15 protein-coding genes are annotated in these 16,139 nt (G+C 53.9%); 7 read left to right on the top strand and 8 right to left on the bottom strand.

All coding sequences use genetic code 11. The annotated features are described in order from the left end of the window. The first annotated feature begins 399 nt into the window (after window positions 1-399). Complete coding sequence (gene asnB / locus A6X21_RS21190; protein ID WP_068852453.1) at window positions 400-2,313, top strand: asparagine synthase (glutamine-hydrolyzing); 1,914 nt, start codon at window positions 400-402, stop codon at window positions 2,311-2,313. Window positions 2,314-2,349: 36 nt separating this feature from the next. Here asnB and A6X21_RS21195 read toward each other — a convergent pair whose 3' ends face one another. Then, the gene (locus A6X21_RS21195; protein ID WP_068852456.1) at window positions 2,350-2,943 is read right to left on the bottom strand and encodes an RNA polymerase sigma factor; all 594 of its coding nucleotides are present in this window, start codon (window positions 2,941-2,943) and stop codon (window positions 2,350-2,352) included. 612 nt (window positions 2,944-3,555) lie between these two features. On the opposite strand from A6X21_RS21195, the gene A6X21_RS21200 reads away from it, so the two are divergent. From A6X21_RS21200 to A6X21_RS21225, 6 genes are all read left to right on the top strand, one after another. Further along, a complete protein-coding gene (locus A6X21_RS21200; RefSeq protein WP_013110872.1) occupies window positions 3,556-3,840 on the top strand; it encodes a ferredoxin family protein in 285 nt (94 codons plus the stop codon). A gap of 268 nt (window positions 3,841-4,108) precedes the next feature. Further along, window positions 4,109-4,945 carry a hypothetical protein gene (locus A6X21_RS21205; protein ID WP_131818478.1) on the top strand — a complete coding sequence of 279 codons (837 nt, stop codon included), beginning with the start codon at window positions 4,109-4,111 and terminating at the stop codon, window positions 4,943-4,945. 223 nt (window positions 4,946-5,168) lie between these two features. Continuing rightward, the gene (locus A6X21_RS21210) at window positions 5,169-6,902 is read left to right on the top strand and encodes an SH3 domain-containing protein (RefSeq protein WP_068852462.1); all 1,734 of its coding nucleotides are present in this window, start codon (window positions 5,169-5,171) and stop codon (window positions 6,900-6,902) included. A gap of 58 nt (window positions 6,903-6,960) precedes the next feature. After that, window positions 6,961-8,007 carry a rod shape-determining protein gene (locus tag A6X21_RS21215; protein ID WP_068852465.1) on the top strand — a complete coding sequence of 349 codons (1,047 nt, stop codon included), beginning with the start codon at window positions 6,961-6,963 and terminating at the stop codon, window positions 8,005-8,007. Between the two features lie 79 nt (window positions 8,008-8,086). Beyond that, entirely contained in the window at window positions 8,087-9,274 is a 1,188-nt protein-coding gene (locus A6X21_RS21220; RefSeq protein WP_131818479.1) for a rod shape-determining protein MreC, read from the top strand. Then, window positions 9,271-9,840, top strand: coding sequence for a hypothetical protein (locus A6X21_RS21225; protein ID WP_068852471.1), 570 nt, complete (start codon window positions 9,271-9,273; stop codon window positions 9,838-9,840). The genes A6X21_RS21220 and A6X21_RS21225 overlap by 4 nt, the downstream gene beginning before the upstream one ends. Window positions 9,841-9,869: 29 nt before the next feature. Here A6X21_RS21225 and A6X21_RS21230 read toward each other — a convergent pair whose 3' ends face one another. From A6X21_RS21230 to A6X21_RS21260, 7 genes are all read right to left on the bottom strand, one after another. Next, complete coding sequence (locus tag A6X21_RS21230) at window positions 9,870-10,847, bottom strand: alpha/beta hydrolase (protein ID WP_068852474.1); 978 nt, start codon at window positions 10,845-10,847, stop codon at window positions 9,870-9,872. A 12-nt stretch (window positions 10,848-10,859) separates the two neighbouring features. Then, window positions 10,860-12,260, bottom strand: coding sequence for a replicative DNA helicase (dnaB, locus tag A6X21_RS21235; RefSeq protein WP_052301689.1), 1,401 nt, complete (start codon window positions 12,258-12,260; stop codon window positions 10,860-10,862). Between the two features lie 175 nt (window positions 12,261-12,435). Continuing rightward, a complete protein-coding gene (gene rplI / locus A6X21_RS21240) occupies window positions 12,436-12,939 on the bottom strand; it encodes a 50S ribosomal protein L9 (protein ID WP_013110880.1) in 504 nt (167 codons plus the stop codon). A 214-nt stretch (window positions 12,940-13,153) separates the two neighbouring features. Then, a complete protein-coding gene (locus A6X21_RS21245) occupies window positions 13,154-13,666 on the bottom strand; it encodes a single-stranded DNA-binding protein (protein ID WP_068852477.1) in 513 nt (170 codons plus the stop codon). 103 nt (window positions 13,667-13,769) lie between these two features. Further along, on the bottom strand, window positions 13,770-14,192 hold the full coding sequence (gene rpsF / locus A6X21_RS21250; protein WP_068852481.1) for a 30S ribosomal protein S6: 423 nt from the start codon (window positions 14,190-14,192) through the stop codon (window positions 13,770-13,772). A gap of 171 nt (window positions 14,193-14,363) precedes the next feature. After that, window positions 14,364-14,939, bottom strand: a complete 576-nt coding sequence (gene pth, locus A6X21_RS21255; protein WP_068852484.1) for an aminoacyl-tRNA hydrolase — start codon at window positions 14,937-14,939, stop codon at window positions 14,364-14,366. Window positions 14,940-15,266: 327 nt separating this feature from the next. Then, on the bottom strand, window positions 15,267-15,917 hold the full coding sequence (locus tag A6X21_RS21260) for a 50S ribosomal protein L25 (RefSeq protein WP_013110884.1): 651 nt from the start codon (window positions 15,915-15,917) through the stop codon (window positions 15,267-15,269). Window positions 15,918-16,139: the final 222 nt, after the last annotated feature.

Raw genomic sequence — 16,139 nt, forward strand, 5'->3', positions numbered from 1 at the left:
GCCACTTCCACCACACTTTTCGAACAGCCCGGAAGTCTAATTCACCGGAGCCGCACATCGCAACCAATCAATCGCACAAGGTCTATCAACATGACTTTTCGCACAATAAATCTTCCAGAGATCACGCCCAGGAAGACGTTTTTCCGACTCTTTGGTTCGTCATTTGTCCTGAGTTCTTGATTCCGGTCAAAACGACGCTGATTTTCCGAGTGGCCCACATGTTCCTTGCAGACGAATCCATAAATTGAGCAGGAATTCGTCCGCCCATCCGCATGATCCCCGAGGAAATTCCAGACCCATGCACCATTGAGCTACTCAAGTTCGGCAGAACTTGAGTAGAACTGTGACGACAGAATCCAGAGAATCTCCCGGTGGATCTTCTTCGAGTTCGGAGTTGGTATGTGTGGTGTCGTTGGTTTTTACTCTCCTCAGGCCCCGATGCCACTCCATGAGGCAGAGCATGTGCTCCGCCAGATGACCAACCGCCTCGAGCATCGTGGCCCTGATGACTCCGGCTGCTGGATCGATGGGCCATCTGGCGTTGCACTCGGTCAGACTCGACTGGCGATTGTCGATCTCTCACCACTTGGCCACCAACCAATGGATTCTGCCAATGGCGAATGGACAATCGTCTTCAACGGAGAAATCTATAACTTTCACACACTCCGCCAGGAACTGGCCTCACTCGGTGTCACCTTCAAAGGCCATTCCGACACCGAAGTGCTCGTCGAAGGATTCAACATCTGGGGGGTTCGCCCCACCATCGAAAAATGCGTCGGCATGTTTGCCATCGCCGCGTGGAACCATCGCGAGCGAGAACTCACTCTCGTCCGTGATCGACTGGGAAAAAAGCCTCTCTACTACGGCTGCATTGGCCAAACATGGTTTTTTGCATCCGAACTCAAAGCCCTGCACCCTCACCCCCGCTTTGAACCAAGGTTGAATCGTCATGCGATTCCTCTCTACCTGAGGCATAACTACATCCCCGGCCCCTATTCCATCTACGAACACATCTGGAAACTCCAGCCGGGAACCATTCTGACCATCAATGCCCAGGGCCAGTCCACAGGACCGCAGACTTATTGGAGCATGCGCAAAGACGCCTCTGCCAAAGGTCTGGCCAATCCCTTCCAGGGAACCTTCGATGAAGCCCTCCAGCAACTCGATCAACTGCTCGAAAACGCAATCTCGCTGCGTATGATTGCCGATGTTCCCCTTGGTTCTTTTCTCTCTGGCGGCATCGATTCATCCCTCGTCACCGCTTTGATGCAGAAAGTGTCATCCAAACCTGTCCGCACTTTCTCCATAGGTTTTGAAGACCCAGCCTACGACGAAGCCCCCTTTGCCAAAGCGATCGCCCAGCACCTGAAAACTGATCACGTCGAGCATATTGTCTCGGGCCGCGAAGCCCTGGATGTCATCCCGCTGCTCCCGGAAATGTTCGACGAACCATTTGCGGATTCATCACAAATCCCGACCTACCTCGTCTCAAAACTTGCCAGACAATCAGTGACCGTGGCACTTTCCGGCGATGGGGGCGATGAGTTCTTTTGTGGTTACCGCCGCTATTTCCAAACCCAGCAGATTGCCAGCATGCTGCAGCGAATTCCTGGTCCCGCCAGGTTAATGGCTGCCAAACTCTGCCAATGGGCGGTCCCCTTGGCAAAATCGGTTTCGCTTCGATGGCAGAAACGCTTCAGCCACGCCAGCCATTTATTCTCCCATGCTGAGAGCGATGATCTTTACCTGTCCCACATGCAGTATTGGACTGAGCAGACTCCCGGCACCGTCGGCATCCCCTGGAGCGGCACCGAGTTCATGAATCGGGAGACCTGGCTGGCATCATCTCATGCCGAAGAGCGCTGGATGGATCTCGATTCTCGCACCTACCTGCCCGACGACATCCTCACTAAAGTCGATCGAACCAGTATGGCAGTGGCACTCGAAACCCGGGCCCCGCTTATTGATCATCGCGTCATCGAGTTCGCGTGGACATTACCACTGGACTTCAAGCGTCAGGCCAATAGTGGCAAGATCCCTCTCAAGCGAATTCTCAACAAATATGTCCCGGCAGAACTCTTCGAACGCCCCAAGAAGGGTTTCGGTGTGCCTATGGAACGCTGGCTTTGCGAAGACCTGCGCGACTGGGCCGAAGACCTGCTCTCGGAACAAAGTCTGAACGCCACCGGTTTCTATAACACGCCTCTCATCAGGCAGCGCTGGCACGCACATACCCACGGTCAACCGGTCTGGAATTACCATCTCTGGGGAGTGCTCATGTTGCAGGCCTGGCTCAGAACCTGGCCCCATTGAACGGGATTCGATTAGCGACTGTGAAATCAGCTCCCATCACGTCGAGGCCACTCGATGACGCATCCGCTCCAGCGCACGGGAAAGAATTGGCCCAATTGAGTTCAGCGGAATCCCCACCTGGCGGCTGATCTCCTGGTAGCTGCTTCCCTCCATGTGGTACTTACGCACCACTTCGGCATCCCGGGCCGGCAGTCCACTCAGGATCTTCTCAATGACTTCCTGGTGCTCGATCCGTCGTACTTCGGTTGGTGCCACCGGCTCGATGACATCGCTACCCTGCCCGGAGTTCACATGATTCGAACGCACGTGCCCGAAAGCCTCAGACATCCGCCGTTTGATCATTTCACGCACCACAACCCGGCGAGCCACCACAACCAGATACGCTGCAAGAGAAGCCTTCCCTCGAAACCGCTTCAGCACAGCAAAATCATTTTCTGTGATCGCGATCAGCACATCTGAGCAGAGATCCTCCACATCAGAGTTTTGCAGCGGAATGCTTCGCGCCTCGGCCGAATGATGAATCACATGGGCAAACAACGGCAAAAACCGGTCAACAAACTCCCTCCACGCACCGGCTTCCCGGCGGAGGCAGCGATTGATCAGATCTCGATCAGTGTCCGTAAGTGCCACGATTCTGCCCTGCCAATCACAAAAAGTGACTGCTATCTTTACTTAAGCTGCCAGTACACTCTTCGTCTGCGACTCGCTCACTGGTTCCATCCCCTCATGAATTGGTCACATACCTGTCACCAACAGAATTCAGAATTGTTCCAGAGCCTCAAAGACGGCTCACCAGTGGCCCAACCACCGCGTGAACATTTAGTCAGATCGGCAATTCCCGCCTGCCTGTCGACTTGTTTCTGATACGAATTACCAGCCGAGGCAGATCAATCTGTCAGTAAATCTTTTCGACAGATTCACTCGCCTCTATCCAAAGTTATATGGCAATGACCCAACTCTGGCAAGAAATATGTTCATGCGAACATATCGAACCCAAAAACCCGTCTCTTTGTCTGATGGAAAAACATCTCAGCTTCGGGGGATGATTTCTTTCACCCGACCGGGACGTCCTTGACGATTATTTGGGTGGCAACTAACATCGTCTGACAACCTGAATAACTCTGCAATGTGTTGTCAGCAGATAAGTTATGCGAGACTCACACTCTCCGGTAATCATTTTCCCGGTAACTACTCTCTTCGCGGAATGAATTGACTCTTTCCGCTTAATTGCAAAGGGATCTTATGACTCACGTTGTGGCGGAACCCTGCTTCAACTGCAAATACACCGATTGTGTTGTTGTTTGCCCCGTCGAATGTTTCAAAGAGGGCGAATCGATGCTCTTCATTCACCCCGAAGAGTGCATCGACTGCGAAGCCTGTGTCCCCGAGTGCCCCCCGCAGGCCATTTTCCACGAAGACAATCTTCCCGCTCAATGGGCCGACTATTTGAAGCTCAACGCCGAAATGTCGGAACAGTGCCCTCCCATCACTGAAAAGAAAGAACCTCTCGGCCCACCCATCGGCTGATACCAACCCTCCGGATGGCAGACCAGTCTGGCATCCCGGATTCGGCCGATGTCCCGATCAAACAGAATTTCTGATAATGCTCCACCCCGATCCACCTGATCGGGGTTTTTTCTTTTCAGCGATCAAATCCTCTCTACCTTCGACTGGACGGAAAAACCCTTTTGGTTTACACACCTGCCCCGGCAAGCAAACCTTGGTCTCATCTCGTCATCAGGATGGAATTCCTGCAGACAGACTCAGACAGAAGCTCGACCAGCAGGATTGGCACATGACTGCCGCAAACTCCGCTCAGGCGATTTCGACCCATCACAATTCCACAGTTCCAATTTATTCTCGTTTCCTTGGTAACTTGTGGCGATCTCCCAGCCGGTTCTTCCGCTCTGCCAGTCGCTGGTTCTCCGGTGCTTACGAATGGGAAAGCCGGGCTGCTTACGATCTTGCCCAGTGGTTTCCCCCTCAGGATCAGGCCATTCTGAGCAGTATCTGTGGAACAGGACATCGCACCATCGACCGCATGATGGCCTGGCTCGCTGCCCAGGCACCACCAACAGGTTGTCTCGTTGATATCGGCTCTCAGGGGACATACTCGGCTGCCTGGATGGCCATGGGCGCCATGAGACATCCCTCACCCCTTACCGTCGTTTCGATTGGAGAGGAAATCGATCGTGTCTGGCAGGTCTTTGCCCGTCAGGCCGAATCCGCACACCTGCAATCCATTGTCGATCAGACTTTCAGTGATGTCTATTCGCCTGTCGTTGCACCACTCAGCAACTCGTTATCTTCCCCTTCACCAATCCCTGTCTCCAGAATTCTTGATCGATTAAGGCTGCAGAACATTCACCCACTGGAAGCCTGCACCAGCTTTCGCGATCCCATTTCGATGCTCTCCGTTCACTCATCGCGGAGCAGTCATGAATTGATGACATTGCTGCATAAATTTGTGCCGCATGTCGCCCCGTCCGGCTGGATCGCCTGGACTGGCATCCAGGGCAAACGTGGTTTACGTCGGCAGACGCTCATTCATCAGGAAATGGCGGCACATAAAGACTGCACCCACGTCATCACCATTCGCTCACTCATCCTCTACCGTCGTCAGGCCAACTGACTTTCGCCATCGTTCCTACATTCACAGCTTTCCTGCATTTATCGCTTTGAAGCGATTTTTGATTCAAAGCGTTGTTTCCGGAACATCCGCAAGTCTTTTTGGTGACGGCCAAACACCATTCATCTTGAGGCAACACGCCACTTTCGCTACACCTCGCCTGAAGTCACCGGCCATTTCTGCCGGTTTCCGTGTCGACCACTCGACATTTGAGGCAGGATGCCCTATGCAGAATTCTTCACCAGCAGCGTCATGCGTTTCATCAGGCAACGGAATTAGGCCTTTCCGTTTCCTTCGTCTGACTTTTCTGATCGCGACTCTCTCCCTGTGTGCTGCATCACAGGGCATAGCCGCCGACAGAACATTCCCTTACATCGCCACCATCGATGTCGATGCCGAACCCGTGCGCAGTGGCCCCGGCCCTCGGTACGACGTCACCAGCGATCTTCCCCGCGGTTCTCAAGTGACCGTCCATCGACACGATCCCGGTGGCTGGGTCATGATTGCTCCACCTCCGGGCAGCTTCAGTTGGATTGCCGCTGAAGATATCGAACTGGATCCCGCCGATGCCGCTCGTCTCAATGAAGCTCAACCTGTCTCAGGAAAAGTCTCGGCCCGCACTGCTCTGGTGTATGTAGGAAGCGAACTGAATCTTTCCCGGCAAGTCGTCCAGCGTCGTCTGACGACTGGTGACAACGTCCAGATATTGGGCGAGGCCATGCTCCCTGCCGGCAATCGTGCTCTGCGGTACTTCAAAATCTCTCCACCGACGCACGAATACCGCTGGATTACTGCCCGCGCACTGCGACCCGAAACCGATCGACCGATATCACAGGCAAGTCCATCCGGCCCTTCATCCAGCACCTCGGCGAGTGCTTCCCACATGACGGGCACTTCCTCGACATCGGCATCCACTTCCGCCAATCCCTTTTCACTCGAAATTCCGCCATTATCGAGTGAAACGTCATCGACAGAGGCCGTTGATTCTGTGCCGCTGGCCTCCACCAGCAGCGAGAAGCTCACATCACCACCAGCTTTTCCTGTCGCTTCCGTTGAGGAACCTGCCCCTCTTCCAGAAATTTCCCGAGCAGAAGTCACACCCCGCACTCGTCGAGAACACCTCAGCCAGATCGACCAGCAACTCCGGACAATGGTGACACAAACTCCGGATCGCTGGGATCTCACCAGAATCGAACAGCAGTACCGGCAACTCGCTGCCGACACGACAGATGAAACATTCCAGTATGTTGTCGATCAGCGAATTCACAGCCTGTCTCGTTATCAGAAGATCTACAGCGACTATCAGGACTTCGATCGCATTTTCCGTGAAGCACGCGAGAAAGATGCGGCACTTCAGGCACAAGCGGCTGTCAATCGGGCAGCACTCCAACAAGCTCCAAACACCCCGCCACTCCGTAATGCTCCACCGGGAAATGCTTACCCTCAGCCAATCGCACAGCAACCGCCCCGGCAATTGGCTGCCTCTTCTCCTTACCCCGCACCAGCAAATTCAATGGTGCCTCCCGGCAGCGCCATTCAACCCGTGAATCATCAGGTTCCTGCTAACCCACAACCCACAGGTCCTCAAGCGACCAGTGCCATCACCCCGGCAAATGCTCAGAACATGACGGCTTCAGTCCCGATCCGAGCCACAGCCAGGCCTGCCTCCCAGGGAACTTCCATTCCCAATTTCGATGGAGCAGGTGTCCTCAAGAAAGTTCAGCCACGCCCTATCGACTTTCCTCCACTCGCAATTACCACGACCGATGGCAAACTCCTCGCCTACGTTGAAGCTTCCGACGAACTCATGATTCAACTCGCGGATCAGATTGGTAAGCCGGTTGGCCTCAAAGGAGTCCGGGCCTTTGAAGATCGATTCTCGACCGATGTGATCAAGGCTCAGTCCTGGCAGCCTGTCATTCTGCAGAATGCCCCGCTCGCAGGCTCTCCGAGGCGCTAATACACGCAGGGCGCCAATCGGTTTCCGTCAACCTCTGATATCGTTCGCAAAGTGAATCATGCTCCACAGGTTACGGCAGTGGCTCAGTCCCGACCTCGCGATTGATCTCGGCAGTGCGAACACACGCATTGCCCTGTTCAATCAAGGGATCGTGCTCGACGAACCCACAGTCGTCGCTCTTCAGAACGGGTCTCGAAAAATTCTCGGACGCGGTGCCGCCGTGGGAAAACTGGCCCGGCAAATGCTTGGCCGAACGCCCGATTCGATCTCGGCAGTTCGCCCCATTCGTCATGGTGTCATCACTGATTTCGAACTCTGCGAAGCCATGCTGCGGCACTTTGTCCAAAAAGCAGCCAAGCAATCACCCGGGTTTCGACCTCGCGTCCTGGTCTCGGTTCCACAATCGATCACATCGGTCGAACGTCGAGCTGTCTTTGGAACTGCCGAACGTGCTGGTGCTGGTTCGATCTATCTTCTTGAATCCGCCAAAGCCACGGCCATTGGTGCCGGTATGCCGATTTCCGAACCCTTGGCAAGCCTCGTCTGCAATATTGGAGCTGGCACTACGGAAGTCGCGATCTTCAGCCTGGGAGAGACCGTTGCTTCCTGCTCGACTCGTATTGCCGGTGATGCCTTCGACGACGCGATTGTCGATTGGATGAAGCAGCGTTTTGGCCTGAAAATCGGCCGACAGACAGCAGAACATCTCAAACGCGAAGTGGGCTCGGCCTCTCTCCAGACCAGTGAAAAAGCGACCGAAGTCAACGGCCTCGATGCAATGAGCAGCGTGCCGCGTAAAGTCCTGGTGACCACAGGTGAGGTTCGCCAGGCCATCATGGCCCCACTGGCGAAGATCCTCTCCGGGATTCGACAGGTCCTCGAACAATGTCAGCCAGAACTTGTCGCCGACCTCGCCGATACCGGAATGGTGCTTGCTGGTGGCAGTGCCCTGCTTCCCGGATTAGACGACTTCTTCAGCGAACAACTGGCCATCCCCGTTCTGATTGCTGAAGATCCCGAACAAACCGTTGTTCGCGGTTTGTCCATCTGCAGCGAACATCTCAACGAATGGCAATCGTCCCTGTTCAGCATTCACGACAGTTAATCGACTGGGGCTGCTCTTGACGACTCCACGCCTCCCGAAAATCTGACTCTCAGCAATCTCGTTTCAAGGCCTATTGCGATTGAATGATCGACGCCTCTTCAATCCCCTTCAGTTCAGCACTGCGCAGGCCCTGCTGGTCATCCTGACGCTACTGGTTCCATTACTTCCCGCGGGTATGACCAGTGCCTGGAAAAAAGCGGCTCGGGATGTCGTAGCTCCCGGCTGTCTCATCCTGCGGAAACTTCAAGTTCATCTGGCAGCCCCCATCTCCCGCCAGATGACAGGCTTGTTTCAACATTCGGCTTCTAACGATCTGCGCACTGCTGAATTATCCGAAAACTCAGCTTCCATCCTTGGGCAGAAACTTGAACTCGAACGCGAGAAAAACCACCGGCTCACAGCCTTACTGCTCACACAATCTCACACCAGCAATTCATTCCTTCCCGAGGCCAGTATCAGCCCAGAGTCTTCCCGGATTGTTCCCGTCAGTTTTGAACATCCCGATTTCGAACAGAAATCGAACTCTTCTCGACTTCGCACCAGCAGCAAAAGGCTCTTCGTGGCAGATCTCATCGAAGCCACTTTGCTGGGCAGCGAACTTTCCAGAAACTGGAAATCCGGCGTCATCATCGCACGGGGAAGCCGGCAGGGAATCGAAGAGTCGGCATGGGTCGTGAAATCGTCTGAACCATTGCTGGATATTGGCCATGATCACAACATCGCCCCAGCCGATCTCGTACTGACAGCCGGTTTGGTCGTGGTTGGAAAAGTCGAGCGAGTCGGGAATTGGACGAGTACATTTCTACCGGTCACTCACGGTCGATTTCGCTGCCGGGCCATGGTGGTGCGCCAGGCGGAAACTTCGACAGTTTCACAGAAGCCCACCATTCTTACACAAACAATTCTCGCAGGAGATGGCACCCAGACATGTCGTCTTGAGAAAATCTCTGACAACATTGGCCTGCGTGTCGGAGATGAAGTCTATTCACTGGAAGACGATGGTCTTCTGAATCAACCACTCTTTCTGGGAACGATTACCAAAGCCACTTTACCTGCAGAAGATCGTTACTGGGAAGTTCAGGTCACACCGGAGTATCTCCATCCCGCATTCACAACGTCAGATCCACATGTCACTTCCAGATCCGTGGTGACGACTGCTTCCACGCCATCGCCACCATTTCCTGCACGACTCAGCATCCTGCGCCTGCGTCCCAATTCATCCCGTTTCGAGAATGACAGTCCCTCATCACAGGGAGTTCAGCCATGAAGCGACTGCTATCCTTTGCGGCTCTCTTGTGTGTGGCCTATCTGATTCCCTGCCTGATGAGTCTGACTCCCGCTCATGGCGAACAGGCCAGCGTACTTCCTATGGCTCAAAACCTCTCGCAAGGATTTATTCTTCCCGCGCTGGGTTTAGGTGTCATGGTACTTTTGGGCCGTTGTGGGCTTCCCGCTTCGGCTCCACTTCTGGCAGCAGCCTGCATGGGATTGTTACTCGACGGACTCTCTGATTCAAACCGTATGGGCCTGCAGACGATTACCTGCACACTCTTGATGGCCGGTCTTCTCTGGTGGCATTCAGCACTGGTGAATCAACCCTGGCAATGGATCGTCAGCCTGCCGTTCGTGACAGCGCTGGGCTCGACAACCAGCTTCATCAGCTTGAATTTCCCCGCAGGCTGGATCACTCAAGTGGTGACAGAGGTCAGCGTCGTCACCATCGTGGTCATCGCTGGAACGACGATCATGCGATTACCACAAATCTATTTTGCCCCCGCACCCAGAGAGGCCTTCTCACTCAGCAACCGCTGGAATCGCCTGACTCCCGATTGATTTCGGGCCCAGGTCGCAACCCATGACCCTCATTGAACCTTGCGACGCAGGTAATCACCCGCCGCGATGATCTCCTGCCGACCTGAGGCAAACTCCGTAAAGCGTTTGACGAACCCGTGAATCATTCCCGGATACTCCACAAACTCCACGTCATTCCCGGCGACCTGCAAATTATCCGCATACAGAGCTCCCTCATCATAGAGCGGATCATAACCGGCGACACAGATTCGCGCTGGCGGCAAACCTCGAAGATTTCCCTGTAGCGGTGAAGTATAGGGATGACTTCTCTCAGCAACCTGGGGCTGGTAGAGCGACCAGAACCATTTCATATCTTCCCGGCTGAGAAAATACCCAGCCCGACAGGCTTCATAACTGCTGCTCTCAAAGTTGGCATCGGTCACCGGATAAAACAGAACTTGAGCCGCTGGCAGATGCTCCCCACGATCACGCAACATCTGGCACAGCACAGTCGCCAGGTTTGCACCGGCACTGTCACCAGCCACAGCATACTTCTGCCCCGGCAAAAGCTGCGAACACACCCATCGGGCCGCCAGAGCGGCATCAATCGTCGCCGCCGGAAAGGGAAACTCCGGCGCGAGCCGATACTCGACAGAAACCATGGTCATTCCACTGGCGAGTGCCAATTGCCGCACCAGCGAATCAAAATAAACGACACTCCCTATCGCCCATCCACCACCATGAAAATACAAACAGTGATGCCCGGAAGCCCCTTGTGGGCGATAGATGCGTAAAGTGAGCTGATTGTCATCGCTCACAAGCGGTCTGACTGCTGAAGCTCCCACCACCTCACGTGAAATGAGCTGCATTTCTCGATTGATGCACACATCCTCAATCATCTCAAAACGATCATCCGTCGCAAACGCTGCAGCCGCTGCTTCTTCCCATTGAGCTTTACGGATCGCCACAGCACCCAGCTCGCTCACAGGTGGCAGATGGAGAGCATTGAGCTGATCGAGAAATCGAACCGCATCCGCTTCGAGAGGCATATCGACTCCCACCTACTCAGAAAACGCAATATCCGGGGCATCCATGGCACTGTAGTCTTCGAAACGCATGAATTCCCTGCGCCATGTCAGCCGCACAATCCCGGTCGGCCCGCTGCGGTGTTTGGCCACAATCACTTCGGCCAACCCTGGTTGATCTTCCGGGTTATAAGCATCGGGGCGATGGAGAAACATGACGATATCTGCATCCTGCTCAATGGCACCGCTCTCTCGCAAGTCAGCCATTTTCGGACGTTTATCTTCTCGAAGTTCCACTCCCCGGTTGAGCTGTGACAGCGCAATCACTGGAATCTCATTTTCCTTAGCGATTCCTTTTAATCGCCGGGTAATCTGCGCGATTTGCTGTTCGCGTGGTGCCCGCTTATCTTCCGGTTCAATCAGTTGCAGGTAGTCGATGATAATCAGACCCAACTGATTCTTCCGTTTGAGCCTGCGGGCAATCGCACTGATCTGTCCCACTGTCCGTCCGGGAGCATCATCAATAAACAGTGGCACCCGGCTCAATTCCGAAGAAGCCGTCATCAAGGCATGTTTCTCGGCCTGATCCAGATCCCCTTTACGCAATCGATGACCATCCAGCCGAGCCCTGATACACAGAAATCGCTCCGCCAGTTCGAGCTTCGACTGTTCCAGACTGAAAACCAGCACGGTGTTACCATTGGTGGCGACCGCTTCCGCCAGATTACAAACCAGTGCGGTCTTACCCATACTGGGACGGGCTGCGAGAATGATCAGCTCTGCCGCCTGAAACCCGTTCGTCTGGCGATCCAGATCCAGAAAACCCGTCGAAAGACCGCTGATCACACCTTCGCGATCAAACCTCGCGTTAATCCGATGCAACGTCTGCATCATGATCGTGTTCATGTCGATCTGCGAACTGCGTTCCTGCTCCTGCAGAATGCCGAAGATTTTCTGCTCAGCCCGTGAAAGCACCTCCGAGGTATCATCCGAACCCGAGTAACAATCCCGCAACACTTCGGTGCAGGCGTCGGTCAATGATCGCTGAATCCAGCGATCGCGCACAATCTCCGCATAACCTTTCACGTTCGCAGCGTGCGGAACTGTCTCGAGCACCTCCATCAGGTACTCAATGCCACCCACATCTTCTAACTGCGACTTCTGATCCAGATGCTCGGCGACCGTCACTGGATCAACAGGCTGCTTGTTATCTTCAACAATTGCCTTGATAGCCGCATAGATCAGTTGATGGCCGTGATGATAGAAATGATCCGCCAGCAGGAAGTCGGCCACTTCGTCAAAGGCTCGACTCTGAAGCAGAATACTTCCGAGGACACTCTTCTCAGCGATCAGGTTCTGCGGCGGCACATGACCAGCAAAATCTGAAGCCGTCGGTTTGACTCGTGATTTCTCTGATCGCGAAAATTCAGTGGCCATGGCACTCCCTTGACCATTCGATCTCGGATCGACCTCGTAACAACCATTTACCAGCAGATTGCCGCTGATCTTCCCCGATATCAAACAAAACACCCAGGGAAAACCTGGGTGTTCTTAATTTCGTGATGCCGTAAAATCGGACTTGTCCGGCATCAATTGAATAGCTGAGTTGCCATTACTTCTTAACGGCTGGCACCACCCAAACCTTAACGTCAGTCTTGATTTCACCGTAAATATGAATCTTGACTGTGTACATACCCAGTTCTTTGAGTGGCCCGTCCAGACGAACCTGATCGGCTTCGATGGCATAACCAGCCGATTTCAGCGACTTGCTGATATCGTGGCCCAGGATCGAACCGAACAGATGGCCATCTTCGTTGGCATTGGCTTCCAGAGTGACGCTGTACTTGCCAACGGCTTCAGCCAGCTTCTGCAGATCAGCCATACGCTTGGCCTGGAGTTCAGCCAGATTCTGCTTATGACGTTCAACAGCTCGCTTGTTTTCAGGAGTCGCAACAGTTGCCAACCCCTGTGGAAGCAGAAAATTTCGAGCATAACCAGGGCGAACCTTAACAATCTCGCCCTGCTCGCCCAATGATTCCACTGATTCCACCAGGAGAAGCTCAACCTGACGGGAAACTCGGGACATCCCGGAGGCGGTAACGTTTGCACGACCCATGACTGCCACTTCTTTCACTGACTTGATTGGCCTGTTCAAGCTGGCCCAGTAAACCTTAAAGCCTGCCCTGATTTAGACAGGCCCATGACTGGGAATCACTTCGACACGACCATCGAAATATTAATCTCAATTTTCGTCTGAGTTCACTTCTCGACTAAGTTCACTGACCTGAATCAGTTGACCGACGTTAACCTTACAAGATCAAGACGTGGCCTTAGAAAGGCACGTCGTCATCACCACCGCCAAAATCACCGTAATCACTGCCCATCGATTCCGAAGGTGCAGGTTGCCCGCCATCCCGTGAGGAACCACGACCACCCCGACCACCATCAAAAGAACCGGAATCTCCGCGGGACGAGGATTCTCCTCGCCCACCAGAAGATCCGCCATCGCGAGAACCCAGCAACTGGAGAGTTTCACCCACCACTCGCATCTTGGATCGCTTCTGGCCGGTCTCTTTATCGTCCCAGGTATCCAGTTGCAGACGACCTTCAATGAAGACAGGTCGACCCTTCGCCAGATACTCACCAGCAACTTCAGCCTGTCGGCCCCAGAGAGTCACGTCAACATAAGTGACTTCCTCTTTTTTCTGGTTCGACGCCTTATCGTACCACTGCCTGTTCACTGCCAGCCCCAGCTCAGTAACCGCCATCCCACCGGTGGTATATCTCACCTGAGGATCGCGAGTCACGTTACCCATCAGAATGACACGGTTGAAACTGGCCATAATTGGCGACCCCGAGATCCGATAGGAAACGACTGACTGGCTTTATTGTCCTGACAAACAATCGCTGACTGACCCGTGAACTCACAGGTCTCTAACAGTAAAATTATTCAAAATCGGTGGGCTTCTCACCGCGTGGCCCCATGTCATCACGCAGACCCATTGGATCCTGGCGCTGCTCAGGGCTGTGAATGGCACCGTCATGCGACAGCGCATCCACCATGGCATCGAAGACAACCTGAGGATGGTTAATCACCATCTGACGCAGGACAGTTTCGTTGAGTTTGCCCAAACGGGTCAACTCGTCGACCTTGCTACCATCCATCTTGAAGCAGGCAAGGTAATACAACCCCTTGCGATGCCCCTTAATGGGATAGGTCAACTTGTTTTCCTGCCAGGGACGGTGTGCCACAACAGTCGCGCCACATCGATCCAGCATCCCCATGACGCTGGCAGTCGCTGCCTCGGGATCGGCGGCGTAGCGATTGCTGTCCAGAAGGAACATGCCTTCATAAGTGTATTCGGACAAAATTCTTCTCCAATAAACAAAAGGCAGAACTCATCTCGAGCCGCCTTGCGTGAACATACAGTTTTATCGCCTGAGCGTCAGAATGCAACCTAACCGCGTCCGGCCATTGATTTTGTCTCTCAAGGCCTTCACGGTTTCTTAGAAAAAACACTACAACCTGTTACCAGAGAATCACTTCGGATCCGCACTGACATTGAATCGATTCATAGCGGAATCCACGCCATCCGCGAGCCATACCTCCGCAGCATCGGCGGCTGTCGCCACTGCGAGATCCATCTCGATCCGCTCATCCTTCCGAAACTGGGCCAACACAAACGCAGCCGCATCCATCGTTCCGGGTGGTCTGCCCACTCCCAGACGCAAACGCGGCACAGCATCCGTCCCGAGAACCTGCAGAATATCTGCCAGTCCCTTCTGTCCTCCGGAGGAACCACCCGCCCGAACGCGCAGCTTACCCAGTGGCAAATTCAAATCATCACAAACAATCATAAAATCGGCGGGTGACATCTTATAGAACTTCGCCATCTGACCGACGGATCGCCCGCTCAAATTCATAAACGTCTGCGGCTCCAGCAAAATCACGGGAACACCCTTCAGCACGACTTCACGAGTGATCGCATCAAATCGGCTTTTTCCCGCAGGACCTCCACCTCGCCTGGACAATTCGGCAGTCACCTCCCAGCCGATGTTATGCCTTGTGCCGACATACTTTCCGCCGGGATTTCCAAGCCCCACAATGCATTTCATGCCACATCTACTTCAGAGAACGCCTTGAAGACCCTACTTTTACTATTCCCAGAGAACAACCCCGCAGTGCCGGCTGCCAAGACATGCTTGCCCCGGGCTGCGAGCATGGCACACAAAGCGATTTCCTATCACAGAAAGGCGCCATCAGATCACCCGCCAGCTCACGGTCAGTGAGCCACCGATCCGACGCCACCTCGCCCCCAACCACAGATGGCAAAAGCCATGAAGCCTGCTTTTTCAAGCAGGCTTCAGCACTGAGGGTCATCCCCAACTGAGGGTCATCGCCAACAGTTCGTCTTTGATCCGGGAACCATCAAGCCCCGAAAATTACTTCTTCTTGGCTGGTGCAGCATCGGCTTCAGCTTCGCCAGCCTTCTTACCAATCACTTCTGGCTCAGCAGCCCCCGGAGCGGCCAGATCCAGCTCGCGAGTGCTTACCTTCACCACATGCACAACAATCAATTCACCCTGAGTCTGCACATGCACACCCGGAGGGATCTCCAGTTCGTTCACATGGATAACTCCGCCCAACTGAAGATCACTCACCTTCACGACGATGGAGTCAGGAATCTGGTAAGCAAGGCAATCCACCTTGATGCTGTGCAATTGATGCTCGAGCATACCACCGGAAAGAATACCAGGTGCTGTCCCCTTCAACTCAATCGCCACGTCGACTGTCACGCGCTCGTTGGGGTCAACTCGCATGAAATCAATGTGCTGAATCAGCCGGGTAAAAGGATCGACCTGCACATCGCGGATGATGGCCTTTTCCAGCACACCTTCCACGTCGAGATCAACAACTTTATGACCGCTGACGACGATAGGATGAATCAAAGTTTCATCAACAACGACTGGCTGTGGCTCTTGCTGATGGCCGTAAACAATTCCGGGTACAAGACCCGAAAGACGCAGCCGACGAGTCTCTGCAGTCCCGAGCTTCTGACGCTTTTTCACCGAAACTTTTGAATCCGCAGACATGAGAGAAACTCCGGTCGCAAAACCACTAGCTGAATGTGTGACAAAAAAACTAATGCCGATACGCCCAATTCAAAGATCTTAACTCTCTATGCGACAACATGTTATCGCAAAAGAATCTTCTCCAATCGGTCAGCGAAAACGGGCTGGGGCATCAAAAACTGTTCCCCACCCATCTTGGCTGCAGGCATTGCAAACCCTGTAGATTAACCGGGGGTTGCTTGA

This window comes from Planctopirus hydrillae (assembly GCF_001707835.1).
GTDB classification, from domain to species: Bacteria; Planctomycetota; Planctomycetia; order Planctomycetales; family Planctomycetaceae; genus Planctopirus; species Planctopirus hydrillae.

Excerpts from the sequence above, each read along its gene's own strand:
- A6X21_RS21225 (WP_068852471.1), top strand. The coding sequence starts at position 9,271 with ATGAAGCGACTGCTATCCTTTGCGGCTCTCTTGTGTGTGGCCTATCTG.
- A6X21_RS21215 (WP_068852465.1), top strand. The coding sequence starts at position 6,961 with ATGCTCCACAGGTTACGGCAGTGGCTCAGTCCCGACCTCGCGATTGAT.
- A6X21_RS21200 (WP_013110872.1), top strand. The coding sequence starts at position 3,556 with ATGACTCACGTTGTGGCGGAACCCTGCTTCAACTGCAAATACACCGAT.
- dnaB (WP_052301689.1), bottom strand. The coding sequence starts at position 12,260 with ATGGCCACTGAATTTTCGCGATCAGAGAAATCACGAGTCAAACCGACG.
- pth (WP_068852484.1), bottom strand. The coding sequence starts at position 14,939 with ATGAAATGCATTGTGGGGCTTGGAAATCCCGGCGGAAAGTATGTCGGC.
- A6X21_RS21245 (WP_068852477.1), bottom strand. The coding sequence starts at position 13,666 with ATGGCCAGTTTCAACCGTGTCATTCTGATGGGTAACGTGACTCGCGAT.
- rplI (WP_013110880.1), bottom strand. The coding sequence starts at position 12,939 with ATGGGTCGTGCAAACGTTACCGCCTCCGGGATGTCCCGAGTTTCCCGT.
- A6X21_RS21260 (WP_013110884.1), bottom strand. The coding sequence starts at position 15,917 with ATGTCTGCGGATTCAAAAGTTTCGGTGAAAAAGCGTCAGAAGCTCGGG.
- A6X21_RS21210 (WP_068852462.1), top strand. The coding sequence starts at position 5,169 with ATGCAGAATTCTTCACCAGCAGCGTCATGCGTTTCATCAGGCAACGGA.
- A6X21_RS21230 (WP_068852474.1), bottom strand. The coding sequence starts at position 10,847 with ATGCCTCTCGAAGCGGATGCGGTTCGATTTCTCGATCAGCTCAATGCT.
- asnB (WP_068852453.1), top strand. The coding sequence starts at position 400 with ATGTGTGGTGTCGTTGGTTTTTACTCTCCTCAGGCCCCGATGCCACTC.
- A6X21_RS21205 (WP_131818478.1), top strand. The coding sequence starts at position 4,109 with ATGACTGCCGCAAACTCCGCTCAGGCGATTTCGACCCATCACAATTCC.